We start from the raw sequence: 18292 nt of genomic DNA, 5'->3' as shown, positions 1-18292 counted from the left end.
GGGTCAGCGTCCGTTGCCGACGGTAGAGGTGACGGCGCCGACGGTGGCCTGCTGCTGGATGTCCTGGATCCAGCCGTGGTGGGTCGAGTCGGCGGCGGCGGGGCCGGCCAAGCCCAACAGAGCGGCGGCGAAACCGGTGGCAATGATGCTGGCGAATCCGAACTTCTTCATGATGATCCCTCTTCCTTGACTGCTTCTGTTGTTGTCTGACACGTAGAACTAGCAGGTCAAGGGATACATTTCCGTTGGCAGAAATTGACCGACGGCTGGCAGGAATCAACCGCGCCGGGGGTAACCCTCACGCCACGGTCAGCGCCAGTACCGCTGCGCCGAGCGCCTCGACGAGGAAGTAGAACCAGTTGGGGTAGAAGGACGTCCGGTCGCCGAGAAGCAGGGACACGATGCGCCCGAACGCCATCCCGGCCAACGCAGCGGCGACGGTGATCACGATGCCCACGCGCACGTCACCCGTGCGTGTCACTGCCAGCGTCAGGATCGCCGCGATGGCGAGCCCGAAGCCGCCGTAGACGGCGCGGACCTCAGCCCGTGACGCGGGTTCGGGCAGCACCGTGCCGAACGGCCGCACCAACGCCGCCGGCGCGGCCAATCCGTACAGACCCATGCCAAGGAACAACACAGCGACGACCACTACGACGATGGTGCCGGTCACGATAGCCTCCTTGCGAAGTGGCAGGAGGCCAGCATGCCAAGCGAATCAGGCGCGACGCTTCCACAAACCTGCTGTCCCACGGTGTGGTTACGTCCCGGCGAGGCGCTGTACGCCGGGCCGGGACTGAACCTGTCGGCCCACTCGGGCTCGGTGTGGTGCCTCGCGGTCGGGGTCGACGGTCCGCTGACAGTGACCCTCGTCGACGGCGCACGTGCGGTCTCACGCAGCGTGCTGATCCCGCCCCGACTCTCCCACCACCTCGCCTCCGACGGCCGCATCGTGTCGTTCTACTTCGAGCATGGATCGCGGTGCGCGCGAGATTCGTTCACCGACCGTGTGGGGCCGCTCGCGGTCGACCACATCGAGGAGACCGGCCTCGTCGAGCCACCGACCGACGACGCCTCGGCGCAGCGGTGGCGTGAACTCGCCGTACCGGCGGGTGACGGTAGCGTCGATCCACGAATCACCGCTGCGTGCAAGCTGATTCGCGAGGATCCCGCCGCGGCGGTGAGCACCCCGGAGCTGGCGGCCCACGCAGCGCTGTCCGAATCCCGGTTCCTGCACCTGTTTCGCCAGGAGGTCGGAACCAGTGTGCGTCGCTATCGGATGTGGGTGCGCCTGGTACACGCCGGCTCGGCGATCGCACGGGGAGACAACCTGACCGCCGCCGCCGCGAGCGCGGGCTTCGCCAGCCCGTCGCATCTCTCCGACCGCTTCAAGTCCACTTTCGGCCTGAGTGCCACACAGCTGCTGGGCACCGGGGTGACCGTCCGCACCTACGCGGTCTGAATCTCGCTCTCCACCGCAGCGCGCGGGGCGATCCTGGTCGCCACGCGACCGAACACCATCGACTCCTCGATCCGGTCGAACCGGTGATCGATGAGGTCGAGCACGTAGTTGTGTCGGACGTGCCACGGCCGCTTGGTGCCCGACCGGGGAAGCGCGTGCGGGGCACGCTTGATGTAGCCGGCGTCGAGGTCGAACGTCGGCTTCTCCTTCATCCGCACGTCGCCGAGGTGCGGATAGGCGTGGGTGTAGCCGTGTTCGCCCATGTAGGTCAACAGCTTGGCGACCGCACGGGCGGTCATGTCGGCGCGCAGCGTCCAGGACGCATTGGTGTAGCCGATGCACCATGCCATGTTCGGCACGTCCTCGAGCAGGTACTCCTTGTAGACGAAGCGATCGGTCGGCTTGATCTCGGTACCGTCCATGCTCAGTGAGATGCCGCCGAGCGCCTGCAGCTGCAGGCCTGTCGCGGTGACGATCACGTCGGCGTCGATACGGTTCCCCGACTTCAGGACTATGCCCGAGGCGTCGACGTGGTCCACGTGGTCGGTGACCACCTCGACGCGCCCCTCCTTGATGCCGGTGTACAGATCGCCGTCGAGGATGACGCACAGTCGCTGGTCCCACGGCTTGTAGCGCGGCTTGAAGTGGGTATCGATGTCGTAGCCCGCGGGTAGGTACCGCAGCGCGGTGCGCCGAACCAGCTCGGTGAAGGTCTCCGGCGCCTTGCGCGCGACGACGAAGTTCAGCACGGTGATCACTGAGAACAGGAAACGGGCAATCGCGTGAGAGACGCTGCGCGGCAGCACCCTTCGGACGAAATCGAGGACCGGATTGATCCGTGACATCGACAACATGTAGGTGGGTGAGCGCTGCAGCATCGTGACGTGTGCGGCCTTCTCGGCAAGCGAGGGGATCATGCTGATCGCCGTGGCCCCACTGCCGATGACGACGATGTTCTTGTCGGTGTAATCCAGTGACTCGGGCCAGAACTGCGGATGCACGACGTCGCCGCGGAACTGCTCGATGCCGGGAAACTCGGGCGCGTAGGGCTCGTCGTAGTTGTAGTAGCCGGTACCGAAGAACAGGAAGCGCCCGCGGTAGACCTTCTCGGCGGGCCCGTCTGGGCCACCCTGGATGGTGCGAACGGTCCAGTAGTCGGTGGTTGAGTCCCAGTCCGCAGACTTGACGTGGGTCTCGAACCGGATGTGATCGTCGATGCCGTACTTGCGCGCCGTACCGGCCAGGTACTCGCGGATATCGGCACCGTCGGCCATGTTCTCGCGCCGCTTCCACGGCTCGTAGGCATAGCTCAGCGTGAAGATGTCGCTGTCCGACCGGATGCCCGGGTAGCGGAACAGGTCCCACGTGCCGCCGACGCGCGCGCGGCGCTCCAGGATGGCGTAGCGCAGCTTCGGGTTCTTCTCGTGAATTCGGTAGGCAGCCCCGATACCGGAGATACCGGCACCGATGATCAGCACGTCCACCGTCTCCGCTGCCTCAGTGGCCTCGGCATCCCGTCGCTCAGTGGCGTCCATGGCGAACCTCCTCATCGTGGTCCAGTGTCGCCGCCGGGGCGACTCCTGGTCCCGCGGCGTACCACCCCACGATAGGGCGTCAGCCCGCCAGGGCGTCAACGATCTGCGCCAACGAATCGGCCTCGATGGGCCCTGGCTGGTAGATGCACACCTGATCGGCGACACCGTCGATGCGATCGACGATGTGCGCCGCCACCTCCTTGGGCGTGCCGCAGGCGGCGATGGTGTGCAGCACGTCATCGTCGATCAGGGTGCCCATCTCCTGCCAGCGGCCCTGCTTCGACAGCGCACGCAGTTCGGGCTGCAGGTCACCCCAGCCGTGCACGTCCAGGACGGGCTTGTAGGCCGGCGTCGAGCCGTAGAACGCCAGCAGCTGGCGGGTCGAGGCGTGGTCCGGGTTCTCGTCGCTGACGACCGACACGATGACCTCGGGAACGATGGCCAGATCCGCGCGGGACCGCCCCGCCGCACTCAGCCCGTCGTCCACACCGAGCATCGTCACCTCGTGCAGGAACCGCTTCGACCCGAACGGCATGACCAGCAGCCCGTCGGCCACCGCGGCGGTGGCCCGCGTCAGCCGGGGCCCCAGCGCACCCAGGTAGATCGGCGGCAGCTTCTCGGGCATGGCCCGTGGCGCGAACGTGGGTGTCATCAGGGTGTGGCGGTAGTACTCGCCCTGGAAGTTCAGCGGCTCGCCGGTGCTCCACGCCGCGAAGATGGCCCGCAGGGCACCGACCAGTTCGGTCATGCGGTGCACCGGTCGGTCGAACTCGGCGCCGAAGCGCTTCTCGATCTGTGTGCGGATCTGGGTGCCCAGCCCCAACGTGAAGCGGCCCCCGGTGAGCAGCTGGTGGTCGATGGCCTGATGCGCGAGATGAATCGGGTTGCGGGGAAACGCGATCGCCACATTGGTCATCAGGTCCAGCCCGCCGACCGTCGACGCCAGGGTCAACGGCGCGAACACGTCGTGCGGCCCCTCGAAGGTGAACACCCCGCTCGCACCCGCGTCGCGCAGCACCCGGGCCCTCTCGATGGCATCGGTCGGGCCGAACAACGCTGTCATCACCTTCACACCATGAGAGCCTAGTGAGGTGAAGATCCCAGCCGGGGCAGAGGTGGTCGTGGTGGGCGCGGGTTTCGCCGGATTGTCGACGGCACGCGAACTGGACCGGCGAGGTCACGACGTGCTGGTGCTCGAGGGCCGCGACCGGGTTGGCGGCCGGGCACACACGACGACCGTCGCCGGTGTTCCGGTCGACCTGGGCGCCACTTTCGTCGGGCCGACGCAGGACGCCGTCACCGCACTGGCCGCCGAGCTCGGATGCCAGACGGTGCCCACCTACAGCCAGGGCAAGAACCTGATCCGCTGGCGAGGCCGGGTGCGCTCCTACCGCAGCACCATCCCGAAACTGTCCATCCTTGAGCTGCTTGATGTCTCGCGTATCCAATGGCGGTTCGAGCGGCTCAGCCGACAGGTGCCGTTGGCGGATCCGTGGACGTCGCCGATCGCGAGCCGACTGGACGACGGGACGCTGGAGGATTGGCTGCGCTCGGTGCACGCCAGCGCCGCGACCCGCGACCTGATGGCGGTCATGTCCAGGGTGACATGGGGGTGCGAGCCCGATCAGGTGTCGATGCTGCATGCCGTGCGCTACGTCAAGGCCGCCGGGGGTATCGGCCCGATGCTCGACGTCGAGAGCGGCGCACAGCAGGACCGGTTTCCCGAGGGCACGCAGCAGATCGCCACGCGCATGGCCGAGGCCCTTGGTGAGCGTGTGCATCTGGGCACACCTGTGCGGCGTATCGAGCGCACCCCCGACGGTGTCGTCGTGCACTACGACGGTGGCGTGACGACGGCACGGGCCATCGTGGTCGCGATCCCGCCGCAGCACCGCGGTGCGATCGACTTCGATCCGGCGCTGCCCGACGAGTACGCCCTGCTGGCGAAGAACTGGCCGCAGGGCAATCTGAGCAAGGCGTACGCCGCGTACGAGAAACCGTTCTGGCGCAATGACGGACGGTCTGGGGAGGCCCTCTCCGACGAGGGGCCGGTGTTCATCACATTCGACGTCAGCCCCGGCCGCGACGGTCCCGGCATCCTGCTCGGCTTCACCGACGCGCGCACGTTCGACCCGCTGCCCGCCGACCAACGCCGCGAGCAGGCGCTGGCGTGCTTCGCCACGCTGTTCGGCGAGCAGGCCCGCCACCCCATCGACTACGTCGATCACCGGTGGGGAACCGAGGAGTTCTCACCCGGCGGACCGACCGCGGCAGTGCCCCCGGGTTCCTGGACGCAGTACGGGCGCTGGCTGCGCGCACCGGTCGACGGCATCTTCTGGGCGGGTACCGAGACAGCCGACACCTGGACCGGATTCCTCGACGGTGCGGTGCGCTCCGGGCGCCGCGCGGCCGCCGAGGTCAAGGGCTATCTGTCAGCTACGAGCTGAGCCGGGTCTGCCGCACCGAGTCGACCAGGCCGCGCAGGTGCGCGTTGACCTCGTCGGGGCACTCGAGGATGGAGCAGTGCCCACCGGGCATCTCGACGAACGCCGCCAGATTCGGTGCGTCGGCGGCGATGCGGCGCGACGCGCCGATCGGCAGCAGCCGATCCCTGTGACTGCCGATCACCAGTGTCGGCACCACGAGGTTGGCCAACGAGATGTGCTTGCTGCCAAGCCCATCGACGAGGACTCGGGCCCAGCCACCCCGCCCGGCGGGCGGCGTCTCGGCGAACAACTGAAAGATGAAGTCGGTGACCGACGGGTCGGCGTCACGCCCGACCGCCAGCGCGGCAACGAAGCGCCGGCTCTGCTGCACCGACCCGGGCAGCAGCGGTGCGGAACCGAGTCGCTTGAGCAGTAGTCCGCCTGCGGCCACTCGACTCGTCGCCAGCGGCCGCGGCACCGGAATGAACTGCACGTCGCGGAGCAGGTCACCGGTCGTGGTGTTGATCAGGGCGACCGCGTCAGCGCAGTGCCGGACACGTGCCGGGTATCGCTGCGACCACGACGTGATCGCGATACCTCCCATCGAGTGGCCGGCGATGACGGCGCGCTCCCCCGGCGCGAGCGTCGCGTCCAGGACCGCGTCCAGATCAGCGGCCAGGAAGTCCAGGCTGTAGTTGCTGTGATTTCCCCGGCGCGGCGGCACGCCGCTGCGACCGTGGCCGCGGTGGTCATAGGCGATGACGCGGTAGTCCCGGGACAGGTCAGTGATCTGATTGGCCCATACCCGGATAGCGCACGTGATGCCGTGGGCCAGCACGATCGGATAACCGTCCTCGGGCCCGAAGACCTCGGCATGCAGTCGGGTGCCGTCCGCCGAGCGGACCAGCACGGGTCTGCCCTTCGGCAACGCGTCGACCGGGGCGTACGGCAGCAGATGCCTCACCACGGATCCTCCGATCTGCCGCAGCGCCCTTGCCGCGGCCCGAGAAGTCTAACTAGGTCGACTTGACGTGTGTCAAGAGTGTGCCGACTTTGCGGAGTGCCGCAGCCGACAGATGCCGTTGGGCCACCGGCAATGCCTGGTTCATGCGGTGAGTCGCACCTCGGGCAGGGCGTTCGGCATCCAGCCGGTGAATTCTTGGGGACCAATGGACTGTCGACTCGGCCAATTGCCTGCTCGCCGATCCCACGGCCCTAAAGTGCCTCTGCCACCGGGACTTTGGTGGCTAGTCGGGGGGTTGCACCTCAGCTATCTTCTGGCTGTCATTCTTTCCCTGCCGAGCCCCGGGGGCCACGTTGAAACTCCGCACATCCACTTCGCTGACTGCCGCGGCCTGCACGCTGTGCGTCGTCGCCGCGTCGGGCACCATGGCGCCACAGGCAATCGCCGCGACGCCCGTGGGGTCGGCCGTCACGCCGACGGTGTCCCGCAGCTATGAGCTGACTGCCCTGCCGAGTCCACTTCTGCTCGCCAGCCTCTCGCTGGGTTCGGCGGGCACACCTCCCGCCAGTGCGCTGGGACGTGCCGCCGCGTCCTCGGTTCAGTCGGTTGCGGCACCCGCCGCCACCGTCAACGACGTCCTCACGCTGGCCAGCCTGCCGGTGCAGAACCTATGGACCGTCCTGACCACGTTCGGGCAGCTGACCAACTTCGTCACACCGCTCAACAAGGCCATGGCACTGGTCGCGACCGGCCTGACCACCGGCAACTGGAACGTCGACGCGATCACCGCCCAGGTGCAGGCCGCCATCAACGTCACCATCACCGCCATTCGCAACATCATCAACCTGCCGGCCACGATCATCAACCACGACATCCAGGCCATCGGGAACGTCCTCAACCCGACGGCGCAGGTGGGTCTCATGCCGGCCACGACCCTCGCCCGCACCTTGGCCGCGCCGAACGCCGCACCCGCCCAGGCGAGCAACCCCATCAACGACTTCCTCAAGGTGGCGAGCCTGCCCGCGCAGAACGCGTGGACTGTCGTGACGACGTTCGGGCAGCTGACCAACTTCGTCACACCGCTCAACAAGGCCATGGCACTGGTCGCGACCGGCCTGACCACCGGCAACTGGAACGTCGACGCGATCGGCGCCCAGGTGCAGGCCGCCATCGACGTCACCGCCACCGCGGTCCGCAACATCATCAACCTGCCGGCCACGATCATCAACCACGACATCAAGACCATCGGCGGCATCTTCAACCCGCCGGCACAGGCCACAGCGGCGTTGGCCGTGCAGACACTGCGGACGGCCAATACGCCCGACGCGTCAACGTCCGCCGACGGCGCCGCTGCCGACGGTGCCGCCGCGGGCAAGGAGAAGCACAGCTGGGAGTCCTTGCAGAGTGCGGTGCGCTCCGCCTTCGAGTCGGAGGTCGCCGCGTTCGACGGGACCCTGCCTGCGGCCGAGCCCCCCGAAGAGGACGCTCCGGTCAAGGACGCCCCTGCAGAGGGGACTCCCGCCAAAGATGCGCCGGCCAAGGACACCCCCGCCAAGGACACCGAGGCGAAGGACCCCAACAAGGGCGAGACGACCAAGGACACCCCGGCCAAGGACGCCGATAAGGATCAGGCGGCCAAGGACGGCAAGGATTCCAGCGCCGACAAGAAGTCCGACGAGAAGCGCGCCGCGAAGCACGACACCGCCAAGAAGGACACCGGCACGAAGGACACCGGCACGAAGGACGGCGGCAAGGACAAGGACGGCGAGAAGTCTGCTGCCGCCTGATTGAACCGACGAGAAGCGGCTCCCGGCAACAGGTCCGGGAGCCGTTTCGACGTCAGGAGCCGATGCGGATCGTGGTCGTCGCGAGATGCGCGAGCAGACGGCCTTCATCCACCGCCGCCGAGCGGTAGGACACATAGCCGTCGGGCCGGATTAGATAGGCCGCCGGGGTCGTGGCGGCATCACCGAAACCGTATGCGGTGGCGAGGTTCCCGTCCGCATCGACCAGGGTCGCGCCAAACACCGCGGTATCCGACAGCGCCTCCGGGACCAGGACAGCCGCACGAACGCGGCCGCACGACCGGGTCATCACGTCCTCGGCGACGTCCATTGCCTCGGTCCAGGACGCCTCCGATGTCGCCCACAGCAGCAGGGTGTGGCCGGTGTGGCGGAACAACTCGTGACAGCGAATGGGGCCGGTCACTGCGCTGCGACGAAGGCCGGTGGCGTCCGGCGCCCGCTCCCCTGGACGTGGTCCGGCGGCGGGACCCGGTGCGTCCGGATCGTCGCCGACGATGGGGCTGTCGGCGTAGTGCACCAGGAGTTGCGCCGTGCGCAGCACCGTCGTCTGCAAGTCGTCGCCGGCGCCGATTCCCTCTCGGGCTGCACGCACCGTCCGGCCAACCACCTCCTCCCCCACGGGATGGCGTTCGGCGTGGTAACTGTCCAGCAGGTGCGGCGCGGCCACGCCCTGCACGGCGAGCGCGAGTTTCCAGCCCAGGTTGTAGGCGTCCTGGATACCGGTGTTCATGCCCTGGGCGCCTGTGGGCGGATGGATGTGGGCGGTATCCCCCGCCAGGAACGCCCGACCCTGCTGATACCGGTTGACCAACCGGTGACTGATCCGGAAGACCGATGACCAGCGCATGTTTGTCGCCGTCGTCGGCTCGGGCGCCAATCGATCGAGAACCGCCTGCACGTGGTGCAGCTCCGACTTCGGCGCATCGACTTGAATCCCGTGCGTGACAACGTCTTCCACGTGGGCGGCCGCAGACAACTCATCGGGCACCAGCATCGAAATTCGGTAGCGGCACCGGCCCGGCAGCGGGATGCACACCAGCAAATCGTCGACCACGCCGTCGGTCACATGCGAGCTGCGCACAGACAGGCCCGTGGGAAGACTCCAGTCGAGTTCGACGTCGGCCAGCATGTACTCCTCGGGGAACGCGTCGCCCTCGAAGGTCAGCCCCAGCGTCTTGCGCACCACGCTGTGCGCGCCCTCCGCGGCCACCAGATACTCGGCTGACACCTCGCGTTCGCCGTCGGCGTCGCGCAGGGTCGCCTTCACACCGGCGTCGTCGGCGGTGAAGGCAACCAGTTCCACGCCGCGGCGAACTGCGGTGCCGAGCCCCGCCAGATGCGCGCCGAGAATCTCCTCGGTGGTGTACTGCGGCAGGCAGACGAATCCGTACGGCACCTCATCCGGTATCGGGAAGACGAGTTCTCCGGTGCGCTCGCCATTGACGTACATGACCTGCCCGCGCATCGTGATCGACGCGTCGAGCGCGGTGTCGACGATTCCGGTCTGATCCCAGATCTCGAGGGTGCGGGGTTGGATCCCGACGGCTTTCGCCCACGGCGCCACACTGTCGCGTTTGTCGATGATGAGGACGTCAACTCCCCGGCGCGCCAACTCAATAGCAGCTGTGAGCCCCACCGGGCCTGCTCCGACGACGATCACCTGCACGTCCATGTGCGGAACTCTAGCGATTAGAACGGCATTACGAGCACGGGTTTCACCGCGCCACCCGTCGTCGCGGAATGCCATGCGTCGCCGAAGTCATCGAACGAGAAGGTGGTCACCAGCTCCTCCAGCGGCAGGTCGCCGCGGCGCCACATCTGAGCCAGCTGCGGGATGAACACGTGCGGGTCGCTGTCGCCCTCGACAACTCCGCGCACGCGAAGGCCACGGCCCATGATCAATCCGACCGCAAGCGGTGCGCTCAACGCGCCGAGACCGACCAGCGCAAGGGTGCCGCGGGCACGAAGGCAGGTCAGTGCCGTCGCGATGACGTCGGGTAGCGCGGTCGTGTCGACGGCCGCCGTCGCTCCCCCACCAGTCACCTCGACGAGGCGCGCCGCGACATCGCCGTCGGCCGGGTCGATAACGGCGGTGGCGCCCAGACTCGTCGCCAGGGCCCGTCGCTGCGGCACCGGATCGACGGCGACAATGGCCCGGCATCCCGCGATCCGCCCACCCATCACCGCCGAGAGCCCCACCGCACCCGCGCCGAAGACTGCCAGCACGTCGGCGGCACCCAGAGCCAGGGCGTTGAGCACGGTGCCGACACCGGTCTGGACGCTGCAACCCAACGGCGCCGCCAGCTCCGGGGCCATGGGTTCGGGCAGCACGACGGTGTTGGCCGGCCGCGCGATGGCGTGGGTGGCGAAGCTGGACTGCCCGAAGAACCCGCCGATCACCGGTGTGCCGTGCAGGCGCAGGGCGCTCGCCTCGTCGCCGCGATCACCGCGCATGTTCAGGCCGGTCGAGTGGTCACAGTAGGCGGGGGCGCCCTCGGAGCAGTTCGCACATTCGCCACAACTGGCGAACGTCAGGACCACCTGCTGGCCCACTGCCGCCTCTGCGTCGGGTCCGGCCTCGACAACGGTGCCGGTGCCCTCGTGGCCGAATGTCATCGGCAGCCTCGCGGCCGGAAACCGCGCGGACACGCTGACGTCGGTGTGACAGATGCCGACCGCGGCGATGCGCACCAGCACCTCATCGGTGACGGGCGGCCGGATCTGGACGTCGGTCAGTTGCGGAACCGCTCCCGGCTCGAGCACGACCGCAGCGCGTGCGTCTATCACCCTGGGATGTTAAATGGTCTGGATGCGAGCCATACAGGTACCACAGTTGGACGGTCCACACGCCGCGGAATTGGTGGACATCGACGAGCCGACATCGGCCGACGGCGTCGTCATCGACGTGTACGCCGCCGGGGTCGCCTTCCCCGATGCGCTGCAGACCCGCGGGCTCTACCAGCACAAGGCGGAACTGCCCTACGTGCCGGGAGCCGAGATCGCGGGCGTGGTGCGCAGCGCGCCCGCCGACGCGCACGTGTCCACCGGCGACCGGGTGGCCGGGCTGACGATGCTGACCGGCGGTATGGCCGAAGTCGTTGCGCTACCGGCGGATCGGGTGTTCGCGCTGCCGGACTCGGTGTCCTTCGAGGCGGGTGCGGGACTGCTCTTCAATGACCTGACGGTGCACTGCGCCCTGCGAACCCGGGGCAGGTTGGCTCCCGGCGAGACGGTTCTCGTGCACGGTGCCGCTGGCGGCATCGGAACATCGACGCTGCGACTGGCCGCGGCGTGGGGTGCCTCGCGCATCATCGCCGTGGTCAGTACCGAGGACAAGGCGGCCGTCGCCAGGGCCGCCGGCGCCACGGACGTGGTGTTGGCCGACCACTTCAAGGACGCAGTCAAGGAACTGACCGGCGGACGCGGCGTCGAGCTGATCGTCGACCCGGTGGGCGGTGACCGCTTCACCGACTCGCTGCGATCGTTGGCACCGGGCGGACGCCTGCTCGTCGTGGGGTTCACCGGCGGCGAGATCCCAACCGTCAAGGTCAACCGGCTGCTGCTGAACAACGTCGACGTGATCGGTGTCGGCTGGGGCGCTTGGGCCGCAACGCATCCCGGCTACCTACACGAGCAGTGGGCCGAACTCGAACCGCTGCTGGCCTCGGGCCTGATCACCGCACCCGATCCGGTCGTCTACCCGCTGGAGCGCGCCGGTGACGCCATCGCCTCGCTGGAGGACCGGTCAGCCAAGGGCAAGGTCGTCGTCAAGGTTCGGTGAGCGCAAGGTCGTCGTGAAGGGGCGGTGGCGGTTTCGCGGTCCCCGACAGCGGGCACTCCGGACTTCGAACGGAAGCGAGGAGACCACACATGGCCAAGAAGACGAGCAAATCAGCTGCGCTCCTGTATCGCCCCATAGGCCTGGCCAGCTCGGTGGTGGGCGGACTCATCGCCGGGCTCGTGTTCAAGCAGGTGTGGCGACTGGCGGCTCCCGGCCCCCAGTCCGACCCGCCGAAGGCCCTGGAGACCGAGTACCCCTTCAAGCAGATTCTGCTGGCCGCCGTCATACAGGGCGCGATCTTCTCGGCGGTCAAGACCATCATCGACCGGCAGGGCGCCCGACTCTTCGAGAAGGCGACCGGCGAGTGGCCGGGTAGCTGACCACCATCCCGCCGTCAGGTCGTCAGCACCACCTTGACGCAGTCGGCATCGCGGGCCGCCACTGCGGCGTAGGCGGCGGGCGCCTCGGCCAGCGGCATGGTGTGGGTGAAGATGTTGCTGACGTCGAGCCGGCCGGACTGCAGCAGGGGGACGAGTTCTGGCCAGGTGCGCTGCACGGGCGCCGTGGTGAACCGCAACGAGATGCTCCGAATCAGACTGAGCGTGGCGGGCAGCGGGAACGGGTTGAGGTCGTGCACGCCCACCACCGACACCGTGCCACCGGCCCGCACGCAGGCCAGCGCATCGTTCATCGACCCATCGCTGCCGACCGCATCGATCACGGACACCGCACCGCGACCACCGGTCGCATCCAACACCGCCTGCAGCGCCGGTGGCGCCAACCCGATGGCCCCGGCCTGCTCGGCACGCTGCCGCCGACCCTCCACGGGATCGACGGCGAAGACGGTGCCCGCGCCGAGTGCGATGGCGCTGTGTACCGCGCACAGTCCGACCGCACCCAGACCGATGACCACGACGGTGCCGCCGGGCGGAATGTCGGCACGCTGCGCGCCCGCCCACCCCGTGGCGAGATTGTCGGTCAACAACAGGGCTTCCTCGGTGTGAATGTCCTCGGGAAGCCGCAACAGCTGGAAGTCCGCGACGGGAACCGCCAGCAGTTCGGACTGCGCGCCGCCGAGTGCACCGGCACCGAAGATCCGGGGTCCGCCGACGCACGTCACCGGATCGTGTGTCGCACAACCGGCGCACGACCCGCAGCCGGCGACCGAGGAGACCAGCACGTCGTCACCGACCTTCACGGTCGTCACATCGGGACCGACCTCGACCACCGTGCCGACCGCCTCGTGACCAAGGGCCACCGGCGCAGCGAGCGGGTAGTCACCCTCGTAGAAGTGAAGATCGGAACCGCAGATCGCGGTCGACCGCACCTCGATGATGGCGCCGTCCGTGCCGGGCAGCGTCGGATCGGGCACCGTCTCTACCCGAACCTGACCCGGCGTATCGATCACGACGCTCTTCATCTGAACTCACTCTCCATAGATCCACTGCCCCCGGCGCAGCACACCGCGCACCGCGAGGTCACCATCCAGAACTACCAGGTCGGCATATGCACCCGGCGTCAGGCCATCTGACGGTAGTCCCAGTGCCCGCGCCGGATTGATCGAGGACTGCCGCACTGCCTGCAGCAGCGCCGCCTCCGGCGGCAGCCCGGCGTGGGTGACAGCGAACCGGAACACCCTGTCCATCGTCGCGGTGCTGCCTGCGATGGTGTCGGAGCCGCCGACACGCGCCACGCCAGCGACGACGTCGACAGCGATCGGACCGAGGCGGTACTCCCCGTCGGGCATGCCCGTGGCCGCCATCGCGTCGGTGATCAACGAGACCCGGTCTCCTCCGGCACTCATCGCGACATGTCGGTAGATGGCGGGCGCGACGTGCACGCCATCGGTGATGAGTTCGACGGTCACACTGGGATCTTCGAGCAGCGCGATGGCAGGCCCGGGCTCCCGCCGGTCGATCGGGCGCATCGCGTTGAACAGGTGCGTGCCCACGGTCGCGCCCGCCGCGATCGCCGCACGTGTCTGTTCATAGGTGGCCTCCGTGTGCCCGACCGCGGCGACGACTCCTGCATCGACGAACTGCCCGATCGCCGCGAGGCCACCGTCACGCTCGGGTGCGAGGGTGACCATCCGAATCGTTCCGGCGCCCGCCTCGAGCACACGATCGATCTCGTCTGGGTCGGGGTCGCGCATCAGCGATGGCTGATGCGCACCACAGCGACTGGTCGACAACCAGGGCCCCTCCAGGTGGATACCGTCGAGCAGTCCGGCGCGCACGTCGTCGGCCAATCCGTATACCTGGCGCAGCAATTCGTCCGGCCCGGCGGTCACCAGGGACGCGACCATCGCGGTCGTGCCGAAGCGGCGGTGAAACGCCACCGCGGTGGCGGTCTCGGACGCGACGGCGGCGGAGAAGTTCGCACCGGCCCCGCCGTGCAGATGGGTGTCGACGAACCCGGGCACCACCGTCACCGCCCCGAGGTCGCGGTCCGCGGGCCGCGGGGGAACGCCGCTGCCGACTGCCGCCACGGTGTCCTGGTGCACCTCGATCCACCCGGGCCGCAACAGTTCTGAGCCCGTGGCGATGGTGTCTGCCGTCAGTAACAACTCAGATGCCCTGCCAGTCCGGCTTGGAGCGGTAGGTCTCGCGGTAGTAGTCGACGAGCTGGAGGCGGCGTGCGGCGGCGTCGTCGAGCAGCACGGTCACGTGGGGATGGTGTTGCAGAATGGTCGCCGGCCACATCGCGCTGACCGCGCCCTCGACCAGGTGGTGCACGGCCTCGGCCTTGCTCCTGCCGGTGGCGACCAGGATCACGTGCCGGGCCGCCATGATGGTGGCGAGCCCCTGCGTGAGGCAGTGGGTCGGCACCGCGTCGATGTCGTCGCCGAAGAAGCGCGCGTTATCGCGGCGCGTCTGCATGGTCAGCGTCTTGATCCGGGTCCGCGACGCCAGCGACGATCCCGGCTCGTTGAAGGCGACATGTCCGTCGGTACCGATGCCGAGGATCTGCAGATCGACGCCACCCGCATCACTAATCGCGTTCTCGTACTGCGCGCATGCGGCCGGGATGTCGGCGGCCAGACCGTCGGGGCTCTGAACCGCCCCTGGCGCGAAGTCCACCCGGGACACGAACACGTTGTCGATCACGGTGCTGTACCGCTCGGGATGGTCGACGGGCAGGCCCACGTACTCGTCGAGGGTGAAACCCCGTGCTGAGGCGAAGGAGATGAGCCCGGCACCGCAGCGCGCCGCGAGTTGGTCGTAGATCGCCAACGGCGATGATCCGGTGGCCAGCCCCAGGACCGCCGTCGGTTTTCGAGCCAGCAGTGCGCCTATCGCGTCCGCGGCGAGGGCGCCGATCTCCTCGGCGTCGGCCAGGGTGATGACTTCCATCTACTTGGTCGCGGTGAAAAGGGTGGCACCGTAGTCGATCTCGGAGCCGGTGTTGACCGCGTCGGACGGCGTGACATTGTCGGATTCGCGTTCGTCCATGACCACGACGGGCACGATGGGATTGAGGCCCTTGGCCACGATGGCGGGGACGTCGTAGGTGATGACGGCCTGGCCCGCGGTGACGTCGTCGCCCTGGCTGACGTGAGAGGTGAAGCCCTCGCCGGACAACGCCACGGTGTCCAGGCCGAGATGGACCAGCACGCCGACGTTGTCCGGCGTCATCACGATGTAGGCGTGGGGCATCAGCTTGAGCAGCTTGCCACTGACGGGAGCGATCGCGTCGACCACCGCACGGGGCGGGTCGACGGCGGCACCGTAGCCGACCATGCCCTGCGAGAACACCGGGTCGGGGACGTCGGACAACGCAACTGCACGCCCCGCCACCGGGGCGAGGACTGGCGTCTTGCTCACGATGAGCGACTCCCTATCTAGCGGACAACATCGTCCGGCCTGGACCAACAATACGAGCGCAGCGCAAAGACGGCCTCCACTTCAGCGCTACTCGTTTAAGCTACCGCTGCGCTTCGACGGTCGGCGTGGGCGCCACAGGGAGGTCACCGATAATGGTCGATGCGACGAAACCCATAGGCGCACAGAAGAAATCGGGGATGCGCATACCCGGCTTCGCGCAGTTGCAGCGGCTGGGCAAGAGCCTCATGCTGCCGATCGCGGTACTGCCCGCGGCGGGCATCCTGCTGCGGTTGGGTCAGCCCGACCTGCTGGGCAGGATCGACGCGCCAGTCATCGGGGCGTTCTTCCAGGCGATGAGTGCGGCAGGTGACGCGGTATTCGCCAACCTGCCCCTGCTGTTCGCCGTCGGCGTGGCCATCGGATTCGCCAGAAAGGCCGACGGCTCGACCGCGCTGGCCGCCGTGGTGGGTTACCTGGTGGTGGAGGCGGTGTTCAAGACCATGTCGCCGATCGTTCTCGCCGGTGAGGTCGACAAGGCCGGTGACCAGGCACAGATCAACTACAGCGTGTTCGCGGGGATCGTGGTCGGCCTGCTCACCGCCTGGTTGTTCGACAAGTACCACACCATCGAGTTGCCGTCCTACCTCGGATTCTTCGGCGGGCGGCGGTTCGTGCCGATCGTGGTGTCGCTGGCCTCGCTGTTCCTCGCGTTCGCCATGAGCTACTGCTACCCGATCTTCGACGTGGGGCTGACGAGTCTCGGCCAGTTCATCGGCGGCGCAGGCGCGCTCGGTGCATTCGTCTACGGATTCGCCAACCGCATGCTCATACCGCTGGGTCTGCACCACATCCCGAACTCCTACGTCTGGTTCCTCTACGGCGACTACCAGACACCCGGCGGCGACGTCGTCACCGGTGAGCTGACCCGATTCGCGGCGGGCGACCCCTCGGCAGGCATCCTGACGTCGGGCTTCTACCCGATCCTGATGTTCGGCCTGCCTGCCGCCGCACTCGCGATGATCCACGTGGCCAACAAGAAACAGCGCAAAGTGGCGGTCGGCATCCTGTCTGCGGCGGCACTGACCGCGTTCCTGACCGGCGTGACCGAACCGCTGGAGTTCGCGTTCATGTTCGTGGCCTTCCCGCTGTACGTCATCCACGCTCTCCTGACCGGGCTGTCGCTGGCGGTGGCCTACCTGCTTGACATACACCTGGGCTTCTCGTTCTCCGCGGGGCTCATCGACCTGCTGCTCTACGGCACCGCGCCGGCCGCGAAGAACATCGGACTGTTGATCGCGATGGGCGTGGTGTTCTTCGTCGTCTACTACGTGCTGTTCCGGTTCGCGATCACGAAATGGAACATGCGCACTCCCGGCCGCGAGCCGGAGGCCGAGTTCGAGGCCGAGGAGCGGGCGAACGTCGGGGAGGGTGCGGAATCGGCGACCGCGGTGGCGGCAGGCGGTACGGCGACCGCGACGATCGCAGCTCCAGCGGACAGCCGAGCCGAACAGGTCATCGAGGCGTTCGGCGGCCGGGAGAACCTGGTCAATGTCGACGCCTGCATCACGCGTCTGCGCATGGAGGTCGCCGACAAGGGCAAGGTCGACCAGGCCCGGCTGAAGAGTCTGGGCGCAGCGGGTGTGGTCGAGGTCGGCAACAGCGTGCAGGCGGTGTTCGGCACCCAGGCCGAGGCACTCAAGAACGCCATCCTCGACGTCCTCTAGGCCAATTTCAGGCCTGTGGCCTGGGAATACCTAGACAATTCCTAGCCAATCTTGCTTTCGATGTTTTACCCGTGCGCCCAGGTGGTAATCGACTGTCATGTTCCTGAACGGCGATTTCTCAAAGCGATTGTTCATTGCTGGCGCAGCGACTGCTGCCCTGGCCATCACACCGCTTGGTGTGCCGACGGCGCTCGCTGAGCCGGCACCGCCGCCTCCGTGCGCCGACGTCAACGCACCGGGCTGCGCCACTGCCGGGCCCGGCGGCGTCCAGGCCACGGTTCCCGGTGCAGGTGCTGTGGCTGGCCCGGACGGGGCCGGAGCGACCGTTCCCGGTGCCGGTGCTGAAGCCGGACCCGGCGGCGCAGCAGCCACCGTTCCCGGCGCAGGTGCCACTGCAGGACCCGACGGAGCCCAAGCCACCGTTCCTGGTGCCGGTGCTGAAGCCGGACCCGGCGGCGCGGCAGCCACCGTTCCCGGCGCAGGTGCTGAAGCAGGTCCCGGCGGCGCCAGTGCCACCGTTCCCGGTGCCGGTGCCGAAGCCGGACCCGGCGGCGCCAGCGCCAATGTTCCAGGTGCCGACGCCAACGTCAGCCCCGGCGGTGGCCAGTTCTGTATCGACAACGTCGGTTGCGTCGGCGGTACGCGGTAACCACACCAGTCACAGCTGAACAGCATGCAGGCCAGGGCTCAGCCCTGGCCTGCATGCTGTGGTGGAGATGGCGATTTGAAACTCCATGCGCCACACCAGCCATACACTCGGGCAATCAGCGGAAT

Annotated in this window: 18 protein-coding genes; 7 read left to right on the top strand and 11 right to left on the bottom strand. The window is 68.0% G+C overall.

Translation table 11 applies throughout. The features are described 5' to 3' along the window. Positions 1–3 precede the first annotated feature (3 nt). Together ACZY0X_RS16645 and ACZY0X_RS16640 are read right to left on the bottom strand one after the other, a co-directional pair. Positions 4–171 (bottom strand): hypothetical protein, encoded by a 168-nt coding sequence (locus ACZY0X_RS16645; protein ID WP_241400284.1) that lies wholly within the window; start codon positions 169–171, stop codon positions 4–6. Between the two features lie 127 nt (positions 172–298). After that, complete coding sequence (locus ACZY0X_RS16640; RefSeq protein ID WP_463771948.1) at positions 299–670, bottom strand: DUF4345 family protein; 372 nt, start codon at positions 668–670, stop codon at positions 299–301. 33 nt (positions 671–703) lie between these two features. On the opposite strand from ACZY0X_RS16640, the gene ACZY0X_RS16635 reads away from it, so the two are divergent. Then, positions 704–1459: a helix-turn-helix transcriptional regulator gene (locus tag ACZY0X_RS16635; RefSeq protein ID WP_463771946.1), complete on the top strand. Its 756-nt coding sequence runs from the start codon at positions 704–706 to the stop codon at positions 1457–1459. Here ACZY0X_RS16635 and ACZY0X_RS16630 read toward each other — a convergent pair. Together ACZY0X_RS16630 and ACZY0X_RS16625 are read right to left on the bottom strand one after the other, a co-directional pair. Next, the gene (locus ACZY0X_RS16630) at positions 1447–2994 is read right to left on the bottom strand and encodes a flavin-containing monooxygenase (RefSeq protein WP_463771945.1); all 1548 of its coding nucleotides are present in this window, start codon (positions 2992–2994) and stop codon (positions 1447–1449) included. The genes ACZY0X_RS16635 and ACZY0X_RS16630 overlap by 13 nt on opposite strands. Before the next feature lie 79 nt (positions 2995–3073). After that, entirely contained in the window at positions 3074–4066 is a 993-nt protein-coding gene (locus ACZY0X_RS16625) for a TIGR03617 family F420-dependent LLM class oxidoreductase (protein ID WP_463771943.1), read from the bottom strand. A 19-nt stretch (positions 4067–4085) separates the two neighbouring features. On the opposite strand from ACZY0X_RS16625, the gene ACZY0X_RS16620 reads away from it, so the two are divergent. Further along, a complete protein-coding gene (locus ACZY0X_RS16620; protein WP_463771942.1) occupies positions 4086–5441 on the top strand; it encodes a flavin monoamine oxidase family protein in 1356 nt (451 codons plus the stop codon). On the opposite strand, the gene ACZY0X_RS16615 is transcribed toward ACZY0X_RS16620, so the two are convergent. After that, a complete protein-coding gene (locus ACZY0X_RS16615) occupies positions 5431–6384 on the bottom strand; it encodes an alpha/beta fold hydrolase (RefSeq protein ID WP_463771941.1) in 954 nt (317 codons plus the stop codon). The genes ACZY0X_RS16620 and ACZY0X_RS16615 overlap by 11 nt on opposite strands. 353 nt (positions 6385–6737) lie before the next feature. On the opposite strand from ACZY0X_RS16615, the gene ACZY0X_RS16610 reads away from it, so the two are divergent. Further along, complete coding sequence (locus ACZY0X_RS16610; RefSeq protein WP_463771939.1) at positions 6738–8171, top strand: hypothetical protein; 1434 nt, start codon at positions 6738–6740, stop codon at positions 8169–8171. A gap of 52 nt (positions 8172–8223) precedes the next feature. Here the strand turns inward: ACZY0X_RS16610 and ACZY0X_RS16605 are convergent, their stop codons facing one another. Together ACZY0X_RS16605 and ACZY0X_RS16600 are read right to left on the bottom strand one after the other, a co-directional pair. Continuing rightward, on the bottom strand, positions 8224–9861 hold the full coding sequence (locus ACZY0X_RS16605) for an FAD-dependent oxidoreductase (protein WP_463771938.1): 1638 nt from the start codon (positions 9859–9861) through the stop codon (positions 8224–8226). Between the two features lie 17 nt (positions 9862–9878). Further along, entirely contained in the window at positions 9879–10976 is a 1098-nt protein-coding gene (locus ACZY0X_RS16600) for an NAD(P)-dependent alcohol dehydrogenase (RefSeq protein ID WP_463771937.1), read from the bottom strand. A 22-nt stretch (positions 10977–10998) separates the two neighbouring features. Between ACZY0X_RS16600 and ACZY0X_RS16595 the strand changes: the two genes are divergently transcribed. Both ACZY0X_RS16595 and ACZY0X_RS16590 read left to right on the top strand, forming a co-directional pair. Then, complete coding sequence (locus ACZY0X_RS16595) at positions 10999–11970, top strand: NADPH:quinone oxidoreductase family protein (RefSeq protein ID WP_463772467.1); 972 nt, start codon at positions 10999–11001, stop codon at positions 11968–11970. A gap of 89 nt (positions 11971–12059) precedes the next feature. Then, positions 12060–12350, top strand: coding sequence for a DUF4235 domain-containing protein (locus tag ACZY0X_RS16590; protein WP_463771935.1), 291 nt, complete (start codon positions 12060–12062; stop codon positions 12348–12350). A gap of 14 nt (positions 12351–12364) precedes the next feature. Here the strand turns inward: ACZY0X_RS16590 and ACZY0X_RS16585 are convergent, their stop codons facing one another. From ACZY0X_RS16585 to ACZY0X_RS16570, 4 genes are read right to left on the bottom strand one after another with little or no spacing between them, the layout of a single operon-like run. Then, the gene (locus ACZY0X_RS16585; protein ID WP_463771933.1) at positions 12365–13390 is read right to left on the bottom strand and encodes an alcohol dehydrogenase catalytic domain-containing protein; all 1026 of its coding nucleotides are present in this window, start codon (positions 13388–13390) and stop codon (positions 12365–12367) included. A gap of 6 nt (positions 13391–13396) precedes the next feature. Beyond that, positions 13397–14536 (bottom strand): N-acetylglucosamine-6-phosphate deacetylase, encoded by a 1140-nt coding sequence (nagA, locus tag ACZY0X_RS16580; protein WP_463771932.1) that lies wholly within the window; start codon positions 14534–14536, stop codon positions 13397–13399. Between the two features lies 1 nt (position 14537). Beyond that, complete coding sequence (gene nagB, locus ACZY0X_RS16575; RefSeq protein ID WP_463771930.1) at positions 14538–15323, bottom strand: glucosamine-6-phosphate deaminase; 786 nt, start codon at positions 15321–15323, stop codon at positions 14538–14540. Then, positions 15324–15794: a PTS sugar transporter subunit IIA gene (locus ACZY0X_RS16570; RefSeq protein WP_463771929.1), complete on the bottom strand. Its 471-nt coding sequence runs from the start codon at positions 15792–15794 to the stop codon at positions 15324–15326. It lies immediately after the preceding gene. Between the two features lie 152 nt (positions 15795–15946). Between ACZY0X_RS16570 and ACZY0X_RS16565 the strand changes: the two genes are divergently transcribed. Together ACZY0X_RS16565 and ACZY0X_RS16560 are read left to right on the top strand one after the other, a co-directional pair. Continuing rightward, positions 15947–17518, top strand: coding sequence for a PTS transporter subunit EIIC (locus ACZY0X_RS16565; protein ID WP_463771927.1), 1572 nt, complete (start codon positions 15947–15949; stop codon positions 17516–17518). Between the two features lie 97 nt (positions 17519–17615). Further along, a complete protein-coding gene (locus ACZY0X_RS16560) occupies positions 17616–18167 on the top strand; it encodes a hypothetical protein (RefSeq protein ID WP_463771926.1) in 552 nt (183 codons plus the stop codon). Positions 18168–18292: the final 125 nt, after the last annotated feature.

This window comes from Mycobacterium sp. IDUB_39 (genome assembly GCF_055419205.1).
The sequence above is the reverse complement of the archived record's forward strand: the minus strand, read 5'-3'. Positions and strand labels throughout refer to the sequence as shown.